Genomic DNA, 16147 nt, shown 5'->3' on the forward strand with positions numbered 1-16147 from the left:
GTCTCCTTACACCGTATGGGCCGTGGCGGCGGCGTCGGCTGCATCGGCAGCGGCCAGCTCACGGGCGCGGGGTGTGGTGGCCGCCATACGATGGTCGACGGCAATGAACGAATACATGGTCGGCAAAACCAGCAAAGTGAACAGCGTACCCACCAACATGCCCACCACGATCACCAGGCCCAGGTCATAACGGCTATGGGCACCGGCACCGGAGGCGAACAGCAGGGGAATCAAGCCCGCCACCATCGCCGCCGTGGTCATCAGGATCGGCCGCAAGCGCATCTTTGCCGAGTGCAGAATCGCTTCACGCCGGTCCAGGCCCTGCTTGACCTGCATCTCATTGGCGAACTCCACCATCAGGATGCCGTGCTTGCTGATCAGGCCGATCAGGGTCACCAGGCCGATCTGCGTGTAGATATTGATGGTCGCCATGCCCAGGGCCAGCGGTATCAAGGCGCCGCAAATCGACATTGGCACGCTGATCAGGATGATCAACGGGTCACGCAGGCTTTCATACTGCGCAGCGAGTACCAGGTAGATCACGATGATTGCGAACAGGAACGCCATGACCAGCGCGCCGCTTTCCTGATGGTATTGGCGTGCATCCGAAAGCCAGTCGTAGGTGAAACCCGGCGGCAGCAGTTTGGCTCGCACCTCGAGGAACTTCACCGCGTCGCCCATGGCCACGCCTGGGTTGGGGATCGCCTGGAAGATCGCCGAATTGAGCTGGTCGAACTGGGTTAGTTGATTGGGCTCGACCCCGGTGGAGACGCTGACGAGGTTGGACAGCGGTACTTGCCCACCCGTGGTGCTGGTCACATAAAAGCGCGTCAGTGCTTCTGGCGTCAGGCGTTCACCACGCAGGCTCTGCGGGATCACATCATAGGAGCGGCCGTCCATGGCAAAGCGGTTGACGTAGTTTTCGCCCACCAGCACCGCCAGGGTGTCGCCCAGATCCTTCATGGTCACGCCCAGGCTATTGGCCTTGGTGCGGTCGACTTTGATCTTGATCACCGAGTTGTTGTAGTCCAGATCACTGTCGACCACCATGAACAAGCCGCTTTCACGTGCAGCGTGCTTGAGTGCTTCCATCGCCTCATAGACCACGCTGTAGTCACCGGCGCTCTTGATCACCATCTGTACCGGCAGGCCACCGGTCGAGCCCGGCAGTGAAGGCAACTGGAAGGCAAAGACGTTGCTGCCCTCGATGGTGTTGGCGCGACTTTGCATATCGCCCTGGATCTGGTCGGCGTTGCGCTCGCGTTTTTCCCAATCGACGAAGTTGACCCCGCCGATGCTGTTGGATACGCCGTTGCTGCCGTTGATCAACCACAGGTTGCTCTGCTCCGGCAAGGTCACCATGACGTCGTTCCATTGCTTGCCGAACTTCTCGACGTAATCAATGTTGGCGTTCTGTGGTGACTTGATTGCGGTCAGGACGGTGGACTGGTCTTCGGTGGGCGCCAGTTCGGTTTGGGCACGGCTGTACAGCCACGGCACGCTGATCAACACAATGACCGCAATCGTGAACGTGACCCAACGGTGATGCAGCGACAGATCCAGCACGCGGCCGTAAGCGCTGCCGAGGCGATGGAAGAAGCCCTCGGCCTTGCGCGCCATCCAGCCTTCGTTCATCTGGCTGTTGAGCAGCAGTGAGCTCATGACCGGCGACAGCGTCAGCGCGATGATGCCCGAGACCACCACCGAGCCGGCCAAGGTAAAGGCGAACTCCTTGAATAGCGAGCCGGTCAGCCCGCCCATGAGGCCGATGGGGGCATATACCGCCGCCAGTGTCAGGGTCATCGCAATCACCGGCGCTGCCACCTCACGTGCGCCCAGCAGGGCTGCATAAGTGGGAGACTTGCCTTCTTCGATATGACGGTGAACGTTCTCCACCACAATGATCGCGTCATCCACCACCAGGCCGATGGCCAATACCATCGCCAGCAAGGTCAGCAAGTTGATGCTGAACCCGAACATCGACATGAACGCGGCCGCACCCAACATCGACAGGGGAATGGTGACCACCGGAATGATCACTGCCCGCGCCGAGCCGAGGCTCAAGAAAATCACCAGTACCACGATGGCGATGGCTTCGCCCAGCGTACCGAGTACTTCATCAATCGATGCGCTGATAAAGCGTGCCAGCTCAAACGGCACAGCGACTTTCACGTCTGGTGGCAGATTGGCGCGGATGCCCGGCAGCAGTTCGTTGAGCTTCTTGACGATCACCAGAGGGTTGGCATTGGGGGCGGCATTCAAACCGAAAAACACCGCTTGCACGCCGTCCATGGTGGCGCTGGTGTCGGTGGACGCCGCGCCCAGTTCCACCGTGGCGATATCGTTCAGGTGTACCACCCCGGCAGGGCTGGACTTGACCACCAACTGGCGAAACTCGGCGACATCGACCAGGTCGGTGTTGATCTGGATATCCGATACCACATACAAACCTTTGGCCTGGCCGGGCGCAGCCTGCACGTTGTTATTCAACAGGGCCTGGGCCACATCGCTGCCGGAAATGCCATGGGCGGCCATGCGATTGGCATCCAGCCAGATACGCATGGCCATCTTCTGCCCGCCGTTGAGGTCAATGCTGCCGACCCCTTCGATGGAAGACAGTTGCGGTTGCACCACGCGCTGCAAGTAGTCCGAGAGTGCAGCAGTGGACAGCGTTGGGCTGGAAAAACCCACATAGGCCACGGCTGTGGCTTCACCGGAGGATTTCACAATCACCGGGTCGTAAGCCTGCTCCGGCAAGCGATATTTGATCTCGTTGACCTTGGCCATCACCTGGGTCATGGCCTTGTTGGAGTCGGCGTTGAGCTTCATGCGCACGGTGATCACGCTTTTGCCCTGAGTCGACGTCGAGCTCATGTAATCGACGTCTTCCACCGTAGCAACAGATTGCGCGATGGCTTGGGTGACGAAGCCCTGCATCAGTTGCGGCGAAGCGCCGGGGTACTGGGTGGTGATCGTCAGCGTGGAGCTTTCCGTCAGGGGGTACTGACGAATCGGCAGGTTGTTTATGGCCAGCAACCCCATCAGTAAAATCAGGGTGCTGACCACCAGCGCCAATACAGGGCGCCGCACGAACAAGTCGGTGAATTTCATTTTCAGATCCTTGGTGTATCAGCGGCTCGAGGCCTGGTCGAGCCCTACGGTGTCCTTGAGCGCGATGCGTACCAGGGCGCCGCTGCTCAAGCGCAACTGACCGGAGGTGACCACGCGATCACCGGCCTTTACGCCGTCATGCAGCACGACCCTGCCTTCGGAGCGCTCACCGGTCTTCACGTAGACCTGGCGTACCGTGTTGGTCAGCTGTGTATCGGCTCCCTCGACCACGTAGACAAAGTCACCGTAGGCGCTGTAGCTCACAGCCGTTTCGGGCACGCTGATGACATCTTTTTTGGCTGGCAGATGGACTTCGCCATTGGCGTACATGCCGGGTGACAACAGGTTGTCCGGATTCGGAACCGTGGCCTGGACCAGCACCGTGCGGGTGCCCGGGTCGATACGCGGTTCGAGGGTACTGACGTGGCCTTTGAACAAGCGCTGTGGGTACGCGTCTACGCTGACGCTCATCTCCTGGCCCGTTTTGAGCTGTGCCAGGGCACGTTCGGGCAGGGTGATGTTGGCGTACAGCGTCTGTGCGTCGGTCAGCGACACCATGGCATCGCCGGCCTGCACAAACTGACCCAGGTTGACCTTGCGCACACCCAGCACGCCGGTGAAGGGCGCCTTGATGCGTTTTTGATCGATCAGCGCCTTGATCCGCACGATATCGGCCTGCGCCTGGGAGTAGGCGGACTGCACTTGATCCAGTTCCTCTTGCGTCGCCGCCTGCTGAGGCAGCAAACGCTGGGTTCGCAGTAACTGGGCCTTGGCGTTGGCGGCCTGGGCCTGAAGCCTGGCCAGTTCGCCTTGTTCCGGCGCATCGTTGAGCTGCACCAGGGTTTGCCCGGCTTTCACCCGCTCGCCGGGTTGGAATGCAATGGAACGTACCAGGCCGCCGCTTTCGGCGGTGACCATGACTTGGCGGGTGGCTTCCAGTTCGCCGATACCCGCCAGAGTGTTGGGCATATCGGCTTGCGTGGCGGTGGCGACGGCCACCTGGATGGCCGGCGCAGCCGTTCCGGCCGACGTTTGGGTAGGTTGGGCAGAGGTGGACTGCCGGTACAGGCCGACGGCGCCGCCAATGGCGAGCACCGCAGCAATCGTGACGCACAGTTTGAGTTTTTTATGCATGATTCCGGTACTGACGTAAGGCAAAAAATTAAGAGCCCTGATGGCTCAACGGTGACGAGCGCTCAACTGGACTGTTGATGCGCATGAGGGAGTCGGACCCGTGTAGCGAGAATCGCCAGCACGGCACCGAGCCCCAGAAAAAAGACCAAGGCGGCGAGCACACTCGGGGCAAGCCCCATCGCATCCACCAGCAGCCCAAGTGGAATGGGCACAGCGTTGAACAAGTAGATAGTCATATAGAAATACGCCACCAACTTGGCGTGGCAGTTGGCGGGAGCCAGCTGATTGATCAGCCGCGCACTGCCGACAAAAATGGCGCCATAAGCGTAGCCGCCGATTACCAGGGCCAGCGCCGCGAGCGTCAGCGAATGGACCGAGAAGGCCGTCAGCAGGAGCAGGAAGGCGGCACACTGGGCGAGCAATCCAGAACGCAATGCACGCGCTGCATCCAGGCGTTTGCAATACAGCTGGCTGGCCCCGGCGATCAACAGGTACACCGCCATGCTGTAGCCAAACATCCCACGGTCACTCAAGCCCAGTTGCTGTTCGGCAGCGCCGGGGCCAATCACGAAGACGCAGGCCGTGAACGACCAGCTGAAAAACACCGACCACGCGCACAAGTGGAAGGGCCGACCGATACCCCGCAGGCCTTCGCGTAACGACGATTGGTCGTGGTGGACGCGGCTGTCCGCCTGGGTGGCGTTACGCGGCCAGAGCAGCAATACGCCGACGGCGGCGACAGTCACCAGTGTCATGATTAACCAAAAGGGCAGGCTGGCCGGGTACAGGTTCAGTTGCAACGCCACGCCGCTGAGTACCGGGCCGAAAGCCAACCCCAGGATCATTGCCAAGGTGGCCAGCGTCGCCGCCAGCTTGCCGTTGTCGAGCGGGCCGAACCGTACCAGCGTTACGTTCACGGCAGTGGTCATGATTCCCGCACCAAGCCCCGAGATGGCGCGGGCCGCACATAGGGCCCACAACGAATCGCATTCGGCGCACAACCAGGCGCCGATCAGCACCAGTGCAATGGCTGGGAGCAGCAAAAAACGCTGGTCTTTGACATGGCCGGCGATGCGCGCCAGGGTGATCAAAGCCAGCAAAACACCGGCACCGTAGGCGCCGAATATAAAGGTCAGGTCCACAGCGTTGATCTGCAGATGTTCTTGGTAAAACGGGTACAGCGGCGTGGGTGCGCTGCTGTTCATGAGCGCTGCGGTCAGTGACAGCGCGAGAAAAAACAACAAGCCTTTTGAGCTGTGTTTAGTGATATCGACGGACATGTGTCTCCCAGCCCAGCGCTCAGGGCTTTTGCCGAGTGAATGTTTGCAAGCGGGATGTGAATGCGGTTTAGAGGGCTTTGCCCATTGGCAAATGATACGGACCGGTGCGATTGGCACCATGCCCGAAACCCCAGGCTTCATTCGTCATCGTCCAGGCAGCAACGCTTGAGATGTGACCGGGCGGGTGTGGACCACCGCGCCCGGCTGGAGCGGTTTACCAGTAGCGTGGTTGCGGGAGGATGCGGGTCGGTTGTTTCAGGCTTGTCGCAGTGTTAAAGGCGAACGACGGATAGGCGCTCCAGTTGAACGCTGGGTAGCTCACCACCGGCTTGCTCCATACAGGCGGCGCGACGACATAGGACGGGCGCGAAGCGATCGGTCGATTGATCACCACACCCGTACCATTTTGAGCGCCTGTGGCGGCGGCTCCGCCCGTCACAATAGTGCCAGGCTTGAGATTGTTAACCGACCCAGCCGTGCCGCCGAAGTGAATCGGTCCCTGGATATTGATGTTGCCGACCAAACTCAACGGGCCACCATTACGCAGCACGCCCTGATTGTTCAGATCGCCAGCGATCGACAGCGCCTGCTTGGCGTCCAACACGCCCGTTGAAGCGATCTGTACCTTGCCATCGGCGGTGACCTTCAAGTCGCCGGTCAGGGCCTTGACGTTGCCTTGAACGTTCACGCCTACGCCGGCCGACTTGCCGAGCAGACGGATCGAGTCGGCGTGCATGCTGCCCAATTGGGCCACGTCGATGGCGATATCGGCTTTGCCATCGGCGCCAAGGTGCTTGAGAACAGTGGTTGGGTCCATCGCGTCGACTTCGCCTTTCAAGGCCACGGCGTTGAGCTTTTTGGCTTGCAGCTGCGCATTGATCTGCAGGGTGCGTGCGACCAGGTCGACCTCATTGGCACCGGACGCATCAAGGCCGGCACCTTCCACGCGGATCTGGCCGTGGTCGGTTTGCAATCGAGCTACTTGGCCGTTGGCGTCCAATACCGCCGTGCCCGCTACCAACGACACGCGATTGGCGTTGATAAAGCCAGCGCCGCTGGCGGTGATGCCATTGGGGTTGGCGATGATTACACGAGCGCTCGGCCCCGCAACTTCAATCATGCCATTGAGACTTGAGGCGGTTTTACCGGTGACTTCATTGAGAATGACGCTGGCGGAGGTCCCGTTGAGCAGGCTATTAGCGGCAATGGCGCCGCCCAGGGTGGTTTGGGCGCCTGCGGTGCTGTTGTTGAGGATCAGCCCGGCAGCGCCGACATTGAACTCGGTGAAGCGGTTGTGGGACACACCTGCGGCGTTCGCAGCGACGATGTTGACCACGGGCGTGTCGTTGATCTGCGACAACGCGGCGTTTTGGGCTGCGCTTGGGTCCAGCGTCAGTGCGGGTTGCGCTTGGGCATTGTGTTGCAACAGCGGCAGGCTGCCCATTAATGCGAGGGCCAGCAGCGTGCGCTTGGATGGGCGCCGAGTGGGTTGGATCATTGGGTTCATACAAGACCTCGAGAGTTGAAGGTTAAAGAGGCGTCCCGCAGCTGTGACTGCGGGCGCCGGGTGAGCGCACTGGGTGGCACTCGGATTCCCATCCCTGGGAAAAAGCGTTCGCCTAGAAACGGCTGCTCAGAGAGAAATCGACGGTGGGCGTGGCGGTGTTCATCTCGTCGGTGCTTTTGATCGGCATGCCCAGGGCCAGGTCGTAACCAAAGCGACTGACATTGCCACGCAAGCCCACAGCTGCGCCGATCAATGGCTGCCGACCTCGCCGCTGGCCGCCCACCGGCGACACCGCCCCGGCATCGAATGCCGCATACGCCTGGCTGCCACTGAAGGTGGGGATGGACAGCTCATTGCGCAGGGTCCAGCCAGTGGGGCCGGCGAGGGTGGTGTTACCGTCAAAGCCGCGCACGCTGTAGCGCCCGCCGATCTGCATGTATTCGGTCGACGGCACCGGCACCGGCGCATATTGGTAGACCAGCGCGTTGCGATAGCCCAAACGCATTGCGCCCAGGTCAAACGGAATCTCAAACGCCGCCTTGGCAGTGAACAGGTGATAGCGACCGTTCCAGTCCTGTTGCTCATAGAGCGCGCCGGGCGTCTTGCTGAGTCCGGGCAGTGAGCCGCGCACTCCAGCCTGTGCCGTCAACTTGCCAAAGCGCAGGTTGGCTCGGTGGGTCAGGCCAAGTTCATAGCTGGTGATCTGCCGGTGCAATTGCTGCAGTTCGGTGGAGGCTACCCAGGCGCGATCCTCACGATTGACCAGGCGAGCGTTGAGCACACTTTTGCTGCGATTGGAGCGACTCACCACGTAGTCCAGCCCGGCATCTATACGTCGGGTGCGGGAGCTGAATGTAATGCTTCGTCCGCCGGGGTCTTTGAATAAGGCTTGCTTGCTGGTCCACTCGCTGGCACCGAACGACAGCAGGGCATAGCCTGCGGGTACGTTCCAGGCCAGGCTTTTAGCCGAAGACCCACGGGTGTGGTTATTGAAGTCGGTGTCGGTGCTGTAGGTCAGCAGCAGTTGGTCGTAAAGCCCGGTCGGAGAATCGACGGCGACAATCCCACCGAGCTGGTGACGGCCCGTGGCGTCGATACCACTGTTATCGGCAGTCAGCAAGCCAAACACCCGGCGCGCCTGCGGCGCTTGCTGGATGATCACATCGCTTTCACCCAGGTCAGCACCCGGAATCAGATTCAACGCCGTTGTCGCCTGGCCTGGCAGGCGGCGCACATTTTCCAGTGCCTGATCCAGGTCACGCACGTTCAACAGTTCGCCTTTTGCTGCGGGAAAGGCCATGCCTGGCCAGCCAAGCGATGCCGGTTGCTGATCAATCTTGCCCATGCGCCCAGGGATAAGTTGGACGATCAAGTGCCCGCTACTCAGGTCTTGAGCCGGTATCAGCACCTGGGTGGTGATGTATCCGCTCGCCATCAGTTGCGCCGCTACCCAGCGACGATAAATCGTCAACCCTTCACCGCCCACACATTGCCCCAGGATCGCCGGCGCGCGCTCCAGCCAGTCGAAATCATCTGCACCTTTCCACTCCACCGTGCGGATAACGAAACAGGGTGATTCTTCCGGCAGCTTCAGCGCATTGGCGAAGGGCAGGGGCGTTGCGGTCAGTGCATCCGGGGTTCCAAGTGCCTGGGATTGCAAGCTTTTCAGTTGGAGGTCTTGCAGGCGTTGAGTGCTGGTGACGGTATCGATCGGGCTGGCCGCTCGCGCGACCTGAATCGCCGTAAACAGCCATAGTGTCGTTACATACAGGGTGGTCGTTATACAGGCGTGGAAGCCGAGCGTGCCGGGCGTTGATTTCATCCGCCTATGCTAAGAAGGCCGAGCGCAAGAAAAAATAAGATGAAGCTCGGCGACCCAAGGACGTTACTGACGATGGGGAGGTCGCTGTCGTATGGGTGCTGCGATAAATCGTACGTCCATCATCGAGCCGCGCCCGGTCGCGGCCCATTTGGCGCCGTGTTTCGCTGGCGTTCACGTACTCAACGGCAACGGTGACGCCACCGGTCTGAAGTGGATTCGCGAAGCAGGTTTGCTGACCACCCCAATCGCCTACACCAACACCCATAGCGTTGGTGTGGTGCGTGATGCACTAGTGGGATTGTTACATCGTCTCGCGTGCTGAACGCCGAAGAGGGCGGCTGGACGGTGGGCGCATTGGTGCAGGTACGGCGTGCGCAGCGCCTTGCGCGTTACCCGGTGGGCAGCGTATTGCAAGACACGCCTTCGCCTTATGACGGGCCGGTTAATGTCGGCGTGCCTGGCATGGGTTCTATCGTGATCACCATCGCCACCGATGCGCCCTTGCTGCCCCATCAATGCACGCGCCTGGCACACGGCCATGAGCAGACCGACCGCGCTGAGCGGCCAGGCCAGGGGGGCGGTTAAAACGCCCGCCAGATGGGCTCCCAGCAGTCACAGCAGTGCGCCGCCCCAGGCCATGGCCGCGTACAGTTCATAGGCGCGACGCCAGGGCATTTCATAGGGACGCAACATGTCATGAGCCCGCTTGCGCTGGGGTCATCGGCGTCAATCCCGCGATAGGCCGTGGGTCGAGAATCACACCAGTGGTGGTATGGCCATCGACTTCGCGCGTATGAGTGGGCGTTTGGTGCTGCGTCGAGCGAATCAGCATCGACACCTCACGCAGGGCGCGGATAGCGGTGGCGGCCTTTATGCCCTGGCTTTTGAGTACGTGCAATGGCACAAACATGCCTTCGGCGACGGGGCAGGACTGAGCAGTGTAGAGGGTGTTGATCACGGCATGCTGCACGGCCGGGTTAAGGCGCAGTGGGGCATGTAGCGTCAACGGTGCTGGGCTTTCAGCCTGTTTACAGCATGAGCTGCTCATGTCTGGAGGTCTGCGGGTAGTATCTGGAATTATTATGAGTAGGATTAATCCTACGCCGATTATGGTTATATCTGGTGCGCTACTAAGATTCCTGCGGTGGTAGCAGTCGCTGATTCGGGTAGACTTTTCGAACTCTTTGACCGATGGTTTTTTATTGTCTTTTTACACAGTGCAAGAGAATGCAATATTCCACCGTGCAGCATGTTTGGTGGCAGGGTATCAAGTTTGTTTTGTTATCGGCATCTCTTTGAAAGGTAAAGTAATGGGTAACATAGTCGTTGTCGACGATCATCCATTGATGCGCATGGCAGTAAGGGTAATGCTCGAGGGGAAGGGCACAGCATCCTGGCTGAAGCCGATAGCGGTGTTAACGCGCTGGAGGTCATTCGTAAATTACTGCCTGAACTTGTCGTACTGGATTTAAGTATTCCCGAAATGGGCGGTTTGTCGGTCATCTCTAATCTGAAATTGATTGTTGTTTCCAGCAAGGTGCTGATTCTGACCTCTGGTGAGTCACGTAATTTTGCAATTCTGGCGTTGCAAGCAGATGCCGACGGGTTTGTATGCAAGGACGATAATCTCGATGAACTGATTGGAGCCGTAAAAGCGGTACTATCGGGTTATAACTATTTTCCGGCCAATACGATTCATATACTGCGCGATAACTCAGAGGCTGCCAGCCATGAAAGTATGCAGCTGAGCCTGTTGTCAGACCGCGAGATCACGGCCCTTAAACTATTGGTCTGTGGTTTGGGTAATCAGGATGTCGCCGGGCAATTGATGCTTAGCCACAAGACCGTCAGTATTTATAAAGTCCGCTTGCGGCGCAAGTTGAATGTGGCCAATCTCATTCATCTGGTTGAGCTGGCCAAACGAAATGGTCTTGTGTGAATTTTTAGTGTTCGCCTGAGGGCTGTAAAACTTAATAAGGAGCTTCCTCGTGACAATTATACAACTGTGTATCGGCCTGGCTTTAATTATGTTCGGCTGGCAAGTCAAGGCAGATACGAGCTGCACTTACAGTAGCTTGAGTTTAACATTGCCCGTCAGCTTCGCTCATGACTCCGGCCAGCCGGGGATGATCTCGTCGAGCTGGCACGAAGCAAGTAGTCCAACGCTTATGACTTGCACTTTGACGAGCTCCGGGCCGTACTCCGTCACGACTAGCAGTGCTCTGACGGTGAATGGTACGTTTTCCTTTGAAAATACACTCTATGCGCTACTCAATACTTCAGTCCCGGGTATATCATTGATTATGGCGGTGGCGGATACCAATGGGAAGTGGCTGCCTTATCAGGGCATAGAGTTGACTCAGTATAAGGGCAATGCCCCTGTATTCAGCACATATGGAATTAAAGTCAGGGTCCGCCTGGTAGCGACAACAAGGCTGGACTCGGGTTCGTATAATGTCTCTGCCGAGACGCTGCTGAGTACCGGCATTACTAAGGATGCAGTGTACACAGGGTCGGCACTTACATCGTTAAGTGGAACAGTTGTCACTGCAAAAAGTCCAACGTGCAAGTTGTTTTTGTCCGCCACGACGATTGCACTTCCTAAAATAAAACTCGCTGATATTCCTGTGGTTGGCGCGATTGCCGGCACAACGCCGGTGGTGGTTGCTGCCGTGTGCGAGGGTGCTTCCTCTGCTTACAATGTAAAATATTCTCTCGTTGATATGAATGACTGGTCGGCAACCGACAAGTATGTCGCGCTCCGCCCTGCATCGGGTGGTGACAATATCGGTTCAGTTGCTCTACAGATTGCCGAGGGTTCGACGGTTATGAATATGGGTACTTTCTATTCCCTGGGGCTGGTTCAATCCCAGGGTGGCTATTTTTCAAAGACCCTGGACGTCAGCTATGTACGCCGCTCCATGGTAGCCATTAACCCTGGAAAGTTTGTAGGCGAAGTAGTGATTCTTCTATCTTATAATTGATGTCGAGTAGATGTGCAATCTTAGCGTTGTGCTCGAATCTTTTGATTTCTCGTGCGTGGTATTTCTGCAAGTTTCAGTCATGTATATGGGGCTGTTGAGTTGTAAGTGGTGGTGCGTCAGATAAGTCGTCAGCCGCACTCCTTGGCAAATGATACGGACCGGTGCGATTGGCACCATGCCCGAAACCCCGGGCTTCATTTGCCATCGTCCAAAGCGGGGCCGACCTAACTCATCGGGGGTAACAACTGTGGGTTATCGTCAACGGCCGGCCGACTACCTAGACTTGAGCCAATTCTTCACGGGCTTATCGAGAGAAAAAACATGCGCTTACGAGACCTGGGCATCACCATTGGCACGGGCACACCCGGGGCGTTCAACGCCATCACCGACGTGCCCGGCGTTCGCGTCGGCCATCACACCCTCAATGCCGAAAGCTTGGAGGGTTCAACGCATACCGGCGTGACCATCATCGAGCCGCGGCCGGTCGCGGCCCATCTGGCCCCGTGTTTCGCCGGCGTTCACGTACTCAACGGCAACGGTGACGCCACCGGTCTGGAGTGGATTCGCGAAGCAGGTTTGCTGACCACCCCAATCGCCTACACCAATACCCACAGTGTCGGCGTGGTACGTGACGCACTGGTGGCCGCCGAGCGTGAAATGGGCAAGCAGCACACCTACTGGTGCATGCCGGTGGTGCTGGAAACCTACGATGGCATTTTGAGCGATATCTGGGACCAGCACGTCACCGCCGAGCATGTGCACGCCGCATTGGCGGATGCACGCAGCGGGCCGGTGCAGGAGGGCTGCGTGGGCGGTGGCAACGGCATGATCTGCCATGAATTCAAGGGCGGGATTGGTACGTCGTCTCGCGTGCTGAGCACCGAAGAGGGCGGCTGGACCGTGGGCGCACTGGTGCAGGCCAACTACGGCGTACGCAGCGCCTTGCGCGTGGCGGGTTACCCGGTGGGCAGCGTATTGCAGGACACGCCTTCGCCTTATGACGGGCCGGTGAACGTCGGCGTGCCTGGCATGGGTTCCATCGTGATCACCATCGCCACCGACGCGCCCTTGCTGCCCCATCAATGCACGCGCCTGGCACAGCGCGCGAGTATCGGTTTGGCGCGGGTCGGTGGCGGCACCGAGGACGACAGCGGCGACATCTTCATCGCGTTTTCGGTGGGCAATACCGGCCTGCCGGTTGCCAATCTCGGGCAACCCGGCCCGCCGACCACGGCCTTACAGATGGTCAACAACGACTACATCTCTGCGTTATTCGTTGCCGCAGCAGACGCCGTCGAAGAGGCAATCCTCAACGCTCTGTTGGCCGCCAACGACCTGCAGGGCCGTGGCCGACAAGCACTGGCGCTCAAGCCTGAACAATTGCTGGCAGCAATGGCAAAAGTGGGCTGGACGGCCCCGGTTCACTCCTGAGCCTGGAGGAACAGCAGGAACAGCTCGGACTGGGATTTGATCCCCAGCTTGTTGTACATGTGCTTGCGGTGCACCTTGACCGTTTCGGCAGAGATCGCCAGCTTGCGGGCGATCTCTTTGTTCGAGCAGCCACTGAGCATCAACTGCGCTACCTCGGCTTCACGGCTCGACAACGCCGAGCTGATCTGCAGCGTTGGGGACAACAGGCGCTCTTGCCAGTCCGTTGACGGCTCCGCTGCCGGTACGCTGCTCGATGCCTGTTCAAACACGCAGCGCTGACGCATCAGGCCGGCCACCCAGGGCTGGATCAATCGCAGCAGTGCCAGTTGCTCCTGGCTGAAGCGGCAACGGCTGCCCAACGACAGGCTCAGGGTGCGCTGAGGATCGAGTTGCACATTCAGATGTATCTCATCGGCAACCACGTTCAGGCGAAAGTAGCGCTGGTAATAATCGGTCTGCTCAAAACACTCAGGGGCAACGTCGTCCAGTTGAAACAGCCCACTTCGCGGTGATTCACGATTGGCCAGGTAAAAGGGGTCGAGCAGGTAAAGCCCCTTGAGGTAGTCCTGGAACAGCGAGTCAGTGCCGCCTTCCTCCGTAGGCGATTCAGCCAGTACCAGTGGCCTGCCAGGGTTGAAGATCAGCACCACCCAGCTGTCCACCGGCACATAACGCCCGAGCAAACGCGTCATGGAGGCCCAGAAGTGTGGTTCGTCGAGGTTTTCGATCAACCGCCCCACCGCGTCATGCCAGGCCACATCCTGCAAGGTCAGATTGGTTCCACTACCCATTGCGGGGTACCCCATTGAAGTGATTTTTTCCCATTGCGCTGCACCCCATACTCATTTGAAGGCCCGGGTAAATTCGGGTTTCCACTTTGCCCAAGGACCTGCCATGAACATCGAACTCTTGCAGTTAGCCGGCCGCGACGGTGATACCGCTTATAACCTGGGACGCACCTTGGAGGCCATCGCCAACTGCAACGCGGATACCGACCTGCTGGTATTTCCGGAAACCCATTTGATGGGCTTCGTCGGTGGCGAACAGTTGGCCAAGGTCGCCGAGCCCCTGGACGGCACGACGCTGCAAGCCGTGCAACAGGCGGTGCGCCAACGCAATGTGTCGGTTGTGATTGGCTTGGTCGAACGGGATGGGGGCGTCTATTACAACACCTCGGTATTGATCACACCCGAGGGTATCGCCCTGCGCTATCGCAAAACCCATTTGTGGCCCTCCGAGCGCGCTGACATTACACCGGGTGATCGCTTTGTCACCACGCTATTGAACGGCGTGCGTGTCGGCCTGCTGATCTGCTACGACATCGAGCTGCCGGAAACGGCGCGGGCACTGGCGCAGTTGGGGGCCGAGTTAATCATCGTTACCAACGGCAACATGGACCCCTACGGCCAGGTTCATCGCACCGCGATCATGGCCAGGGCCCAGGAAAATCAGCTGTTCAGCGTGATGGTCAATCGCGCAGGGCAGGGCGATGACGGCTTGGTGTTTGCTGGCGGAAGCGCCGTGGTCGACCCGTTTGGTCGCCTGCTGTACGAAGCCGGGCGCGAAGAAACCCGTCATGCGATCAGTCTGGACCTTGCTCAAATCAAGGCGGCCCGCAGGGATTATCACTACCTCAATGATCGTCGGCTGCTGCTGCAAGGCGAGACTGTCGAGCATCCCAATGGCCGCCGTGAACTGCTGATTCGCTGACTGCGTTTGTACCCTCCATAACAATAATCAGCTGGCGCGCAGGTGCCGGCCCAGGAGTTCGTGATGATCGCTATTCGATGCATGCAATGGGGGCTGGCTGCCATTGTCAGCGGCGCAATGGCTTGCGCCCAAGCGGCGGAGCCGAAGGTCAATATCTATAACTGGTATGACTTCATCGCGCCCACCACGCTGAAGGATTTTCAGGCGCAGACCGGCATTCAGTCGGCCTACGATGTGTTCGACAACAGCGAGGTCATGCAAAGCAAACTTATGGCCGGGCGTAGCGGCTATGACGTGGTAGTCGCTACCGGCGACCTGTTGCCGAACCTGATCAAGGCCGGTGTACTCAAGGAACTGGATCGCTCGCAACTGACCAACCTGTCACATCTGGATCCGGATATCCTGGCAAAGGTCAGCAGCAATGACCCCGGTAATCGCTTCGCAGTGCCTTATCTGTGGGGCACCACCGGCATCGGCTACGACGTGGCCAAAGTCCACGCGCTCCTGGGTGACAACGCACCGGTAGATTCCTGGGACCTGATTTTCAAGGAAGAAAACCTCGCCAGGCTGGGCGAGTGCGGCGTGGCGATGCTGGATGCGCCCGCTGAAATCATCCCGATCGCCTTGCACTATCTGGGGCTGCCCTATAACAGCCAGAACCCGGACGACTATGTGAAGGCCCAGGCCCTGCTGTTGAAACTGCGCCCACACATCCGCTACTTCGACTCCTCGCGCTTTATCACCGATCTGGCCAACGGTGATATCTGCGCCGTCGTCGGCTGGGCGGGTGGCGTGATGGACGCACGCAAAGCGGCCGACGCAGCCGGTAATGGTCGCCGGATCCAGTACAGCATTCCCAAGGAAGGCGCGCCGATCTGGGTGGAAAACCTGGTACTGCTCAACGATGCACCGAATCCCCAGCAGGGCTTGGCGTTCATCGATTACATGCTGCGCCCGCCGGTGATTGCCGCGTCGTCCAACTACCTCAGCTATGCCAATGCCAACAAGGACGCCAAAGCGCTGGTTGATGAGAAGGTGCGCGATAATTCGGGGGTTTATCCTTCCAAGGCAGTGCTGGATACGCTGTTTGCGCTGGAGCCGCTGCCGTTGAAGTTGGAGCGCGTGCGCACGCGGGTCTGGAGCAAGGTCAAGAGTGGGACCTGATCGT

Annotated in this window: 12 protein-coding genes and 1 pseudogene; 6 read left to right on the forward strand and 7 right to left on the reverse strand. The window is 59.0% G+C overall.

Annotated features, from left to right (window positions below):
• Window positions 1-6 precede the first annotated feature (6 nt).
• The 5 genes from PSEBG33_RS15990 to PSEBG33_RS15970 form a co-directional block, all read right to left on the reverse strand.
• A complete protein-coding gene (locus tag PSEBG33_RS15990; protein WP_005787317.1) occupies window positions 7-3111 on the reverse strand; it encodes a MexW/MexI family multidrug efflux RND transporter permease subunit in 3105 nt (1034 codons plus the stop codon).
• Between the two features lie 18 nt (window positions 3112-3129).
• The gene (locus PSEBG33_RS15985) at window positions 3130-4245 is read right to left on the reverse strand and encodes an efflux RND transporter periplasmic adaptor subunit (RefSeq protein WP_005787319.1); all 1116 of its coding nucleotides are present in this window, start codon (window positions 4243-4245) and stop codon (window positions 3130-3132) included.
• Between the two features lie 62 nt (window positions 4246-4307).
• The gene (locus PSEBG33_RS15980; protein ID WP_005787321.1) at window positions 4308-5525 is read right to left on the reverse strand and encodes an MFS transporter; all 1218 of its coding nucleotides are present in this window, start codon (window positions 5523-5525) and stop codon (window positions 4308-4310) included.
• A gap of 214 nt (window positions 5526-5739) precedes the next feature.
• On the reverse strand, window positions 5740-7032 hold the full coding sequence (locus PSEBG33_RS15975; protein ID WP_005787323.1) for a filamentous hemagglutinin N-terminal domain-containing protein: 1293 nt from the start codon (window positions 7030-7032) through the stop codon (window positions 5740-5742).
• Between the two features lie 112 nt (window positions 7033-7144).
• Window positions 7145-8854, reverse strand: coding sequence for a ShlB/FhaC/HecB family hemolysin secretion/activation protein (locus tag PSEBG33_RS15970; RefSeq protein ID WP_005787325.1), 1710 nt, complete (start codon window positions 8852-8854; stop codon window positions 7145-7147).
• 115 nt (window positions 8855-8969) lie between these two features.
• Between PSEBG33_RS15970 and PSEBG33_RS29740 the strand changes: the two are divergent.
• Window positions 8970-9385, forward strand: a pseudogene (locus PSEBG33_RS29740) (P1 family peptidase); the annotation flags it as partial.
• A gap of 163 nt (window positions 9386-9548) precedes the next feature.
• Here the strand turns inward: PSEBG33_RS29740 and PSEBG33_RS15965 are convergent.
• Entirely contained in the window at window positions 9549-9902 is a 354-nt protein-coding gene (locus tag PSEBG33_RS15965; RefSeq protein ID WP_005787330.1) for a hypothetical protein, read from the reverse strand.
• A 384-nt stretch (window positions 9903-10286) separates the two neighbouring features.
• On the opposite strand from PSEBG33_RS15965, the gene PSEBG33_RS28005 reads away from it, so the two are divergent.
• The 3 genes from PSEBG33_RS28005 to PSEBG33_RS15955 all read left to right on the forward strand — a co-directional run bounded on the left by PSEBG33_RS28005 (window position 10287) and on the right by PSEBG33_RS15955 (window position 13269).
• Window positions 10287-10793 (forward strand): response regulator transcription factor, encoded by a 507-nt coding sequence (locus PSEBG33_RS28005; protein ID WP_232289433.1) that lies wholly within the window; start codon window positions 10287-10289, stop codon window positions 10791-10793.
• 49 nt (window positions 10794-10842) lie between these two features.
• Window positions 10843-11838, forward strand: coding sequence for a fimbrial protein (locus tag PSEBG33_RS15960; protein WP_005787334.1), 996 nt, complete (start codon window positions 10843-10845; stop codon window positions 11836-11838).
• A 321-nt stretch (window positions 11839-12159) separates the two neighbouring features.
• Window positions 12160-13269, forward strand: coding sequence for a P1 family peptidase (locus tag PSEBG33_RS15955; RefSeq protein ID WP_005787337.1), 1110 nt, complete (start codon window positions 12160-12162; stop codon window positions 13267-13269).
• On the opposite strand, the gene PSEBG33_RS15950 is transcribed toward PSEBG33_RS15955, so the two are convergent.
• Window positions 13260-14060 (reverse strand): helix-turn-helix transcriptional regulator, encoded by an 801-nt coding sequence (locus PSEBG33_RS15950; protein ID WP_005787340.1) that lies wholly within the window; start codon window positions 14058-14060, stop codon window positions 13260-13262. The two genes, PSEBG33_RS15955 and PSEBG33_RS15950, sit on opposite strands and share 10 nt — an antisense overlap.
• 103 nt (window positions 14061-14163) lie before the next feature.
• On the opposite strand from PSEBG33_RS15950, the gene PSEBG33_RS15945 reads away from it, so the two are divergent.
• Together PSEBG33_RS15945 and PSEBG33_RS15940 are read left to right on the forward strand one after the other, a co-directional pair.
• Window positions 14164-14979, forward strand: coding sequence for a carbon-nitrogen hydrolase family protein (locus PSEBG33_RS15945; RefSeq protein WP_005787342.1), 816 nt, complete (start codon window positions 14164-14166; stop codon window positions 14977-14979).
• Between the two features lie 63 nt (window positions 14980-15042).
• On the forward strand, window positions 15043-16143 hold the full coding sequence (locus tag PSEBG33_RS15940) for a polyamine ABC transporter substrate-binding protein (RefSeq protein ID WP_005787344.1): 1101 nt from the start codon (window positions 15043-15045) through the stop codon (window positions 16141-16143).
• The last annotated feature ends 4 nt before the right edge of the window (window positions 16144-16147 follow it).

This window comes from Pseudomonas synxantha BG33R (assembly GCF_000263715.2).
Classification (GTDB): domain Bacteria; phylum Pseudomonadota; class Gammaproteobacteria; order Pseudomonadales; family Pseudomonadaceae; genus Aquipseudomonas; species Aquipseudomonas synxantha_A.

What these genes read in the sequence shown, in the direction of transcription:
- PSEBG33_RS15990 (WP_005787317.1), bottom strand. Translation starts at nt 3,111, where the DNA reads ATGAAATTCACCGACTTGTTCGTGCGGCGCCCTGTATTGGCGCTGGTG.
- PSEBG33_RS15985 (WP_005787319.1), bottom strand. Translation starts at nt 4,245, where the DNA reads ATGCATAAAAAACTCAAACTGTGCGTCACGATTGCTGCGGTGCTCGCC.
- PSEBG33_RS15980 (WP_005787321.1), bottom strand. Translation starts at nt 5,525, where the DNA reads ATGTCCGTCGATATCACTAAACACAGCTCAAAAGGCTTGTTGTTTTTT.
- PSEBG33_RS15975 (WP_005787323.1), bottom strand. Translation starts at nt 7,032, where the DNA reads ATGAACCCAATGATCCAACCCACTCGGCGCCCATCCAAGCGCACGCTG.
- PSEBG33_RS15970 (WP_005787325.1), bottom strand. Translation starts at nt 8,854, where the DNA reads ATGAAATCAACGCCCGGCACGCTCGGCTTCCACGCCTGTATAACGACC.
- PSEBG33_RS15965 (WP_005787330.1), bottom strand. Translation starts at nt 9,902, where the DNA reads ATGAGCAGCTCATGCTGTAAACAGGCTGAAAGCCCAGCACCGTTGACG.
- PSEBG33_RS15955 (WP_005787337.1), top strand. Translation starts at nt 12,160, where the DNA reads ATGCGCTTACGAGACCTGGGCATCACCATTGGCACGGGCACACCCGGG.
- PSEBG33_RS15950 (WP_005787340.1), bottom strand. Translation starts at nt 14,060, where the DNA reads ATGGGTAGTGGAACCAATCTGACCTTGCAGGATGTGGCCTGGCATGAC.
- PSEBG33_RS15945 (WP_005787342.1), top strand. Translation starts at nt 14,164, where the DNA reads ATGAACATCGAACTCTTGCAGTTAGCCGGCCGCGACGGTGATACCGCT.
- PSEBG33_RS15940 (WP_005787344.1), top strand. Translation starts at nt 15,043, where the DNA reads ATGATCGCTATTCGATGCATGCAATGGGGGCTGGCTGCCATTGTCAGC.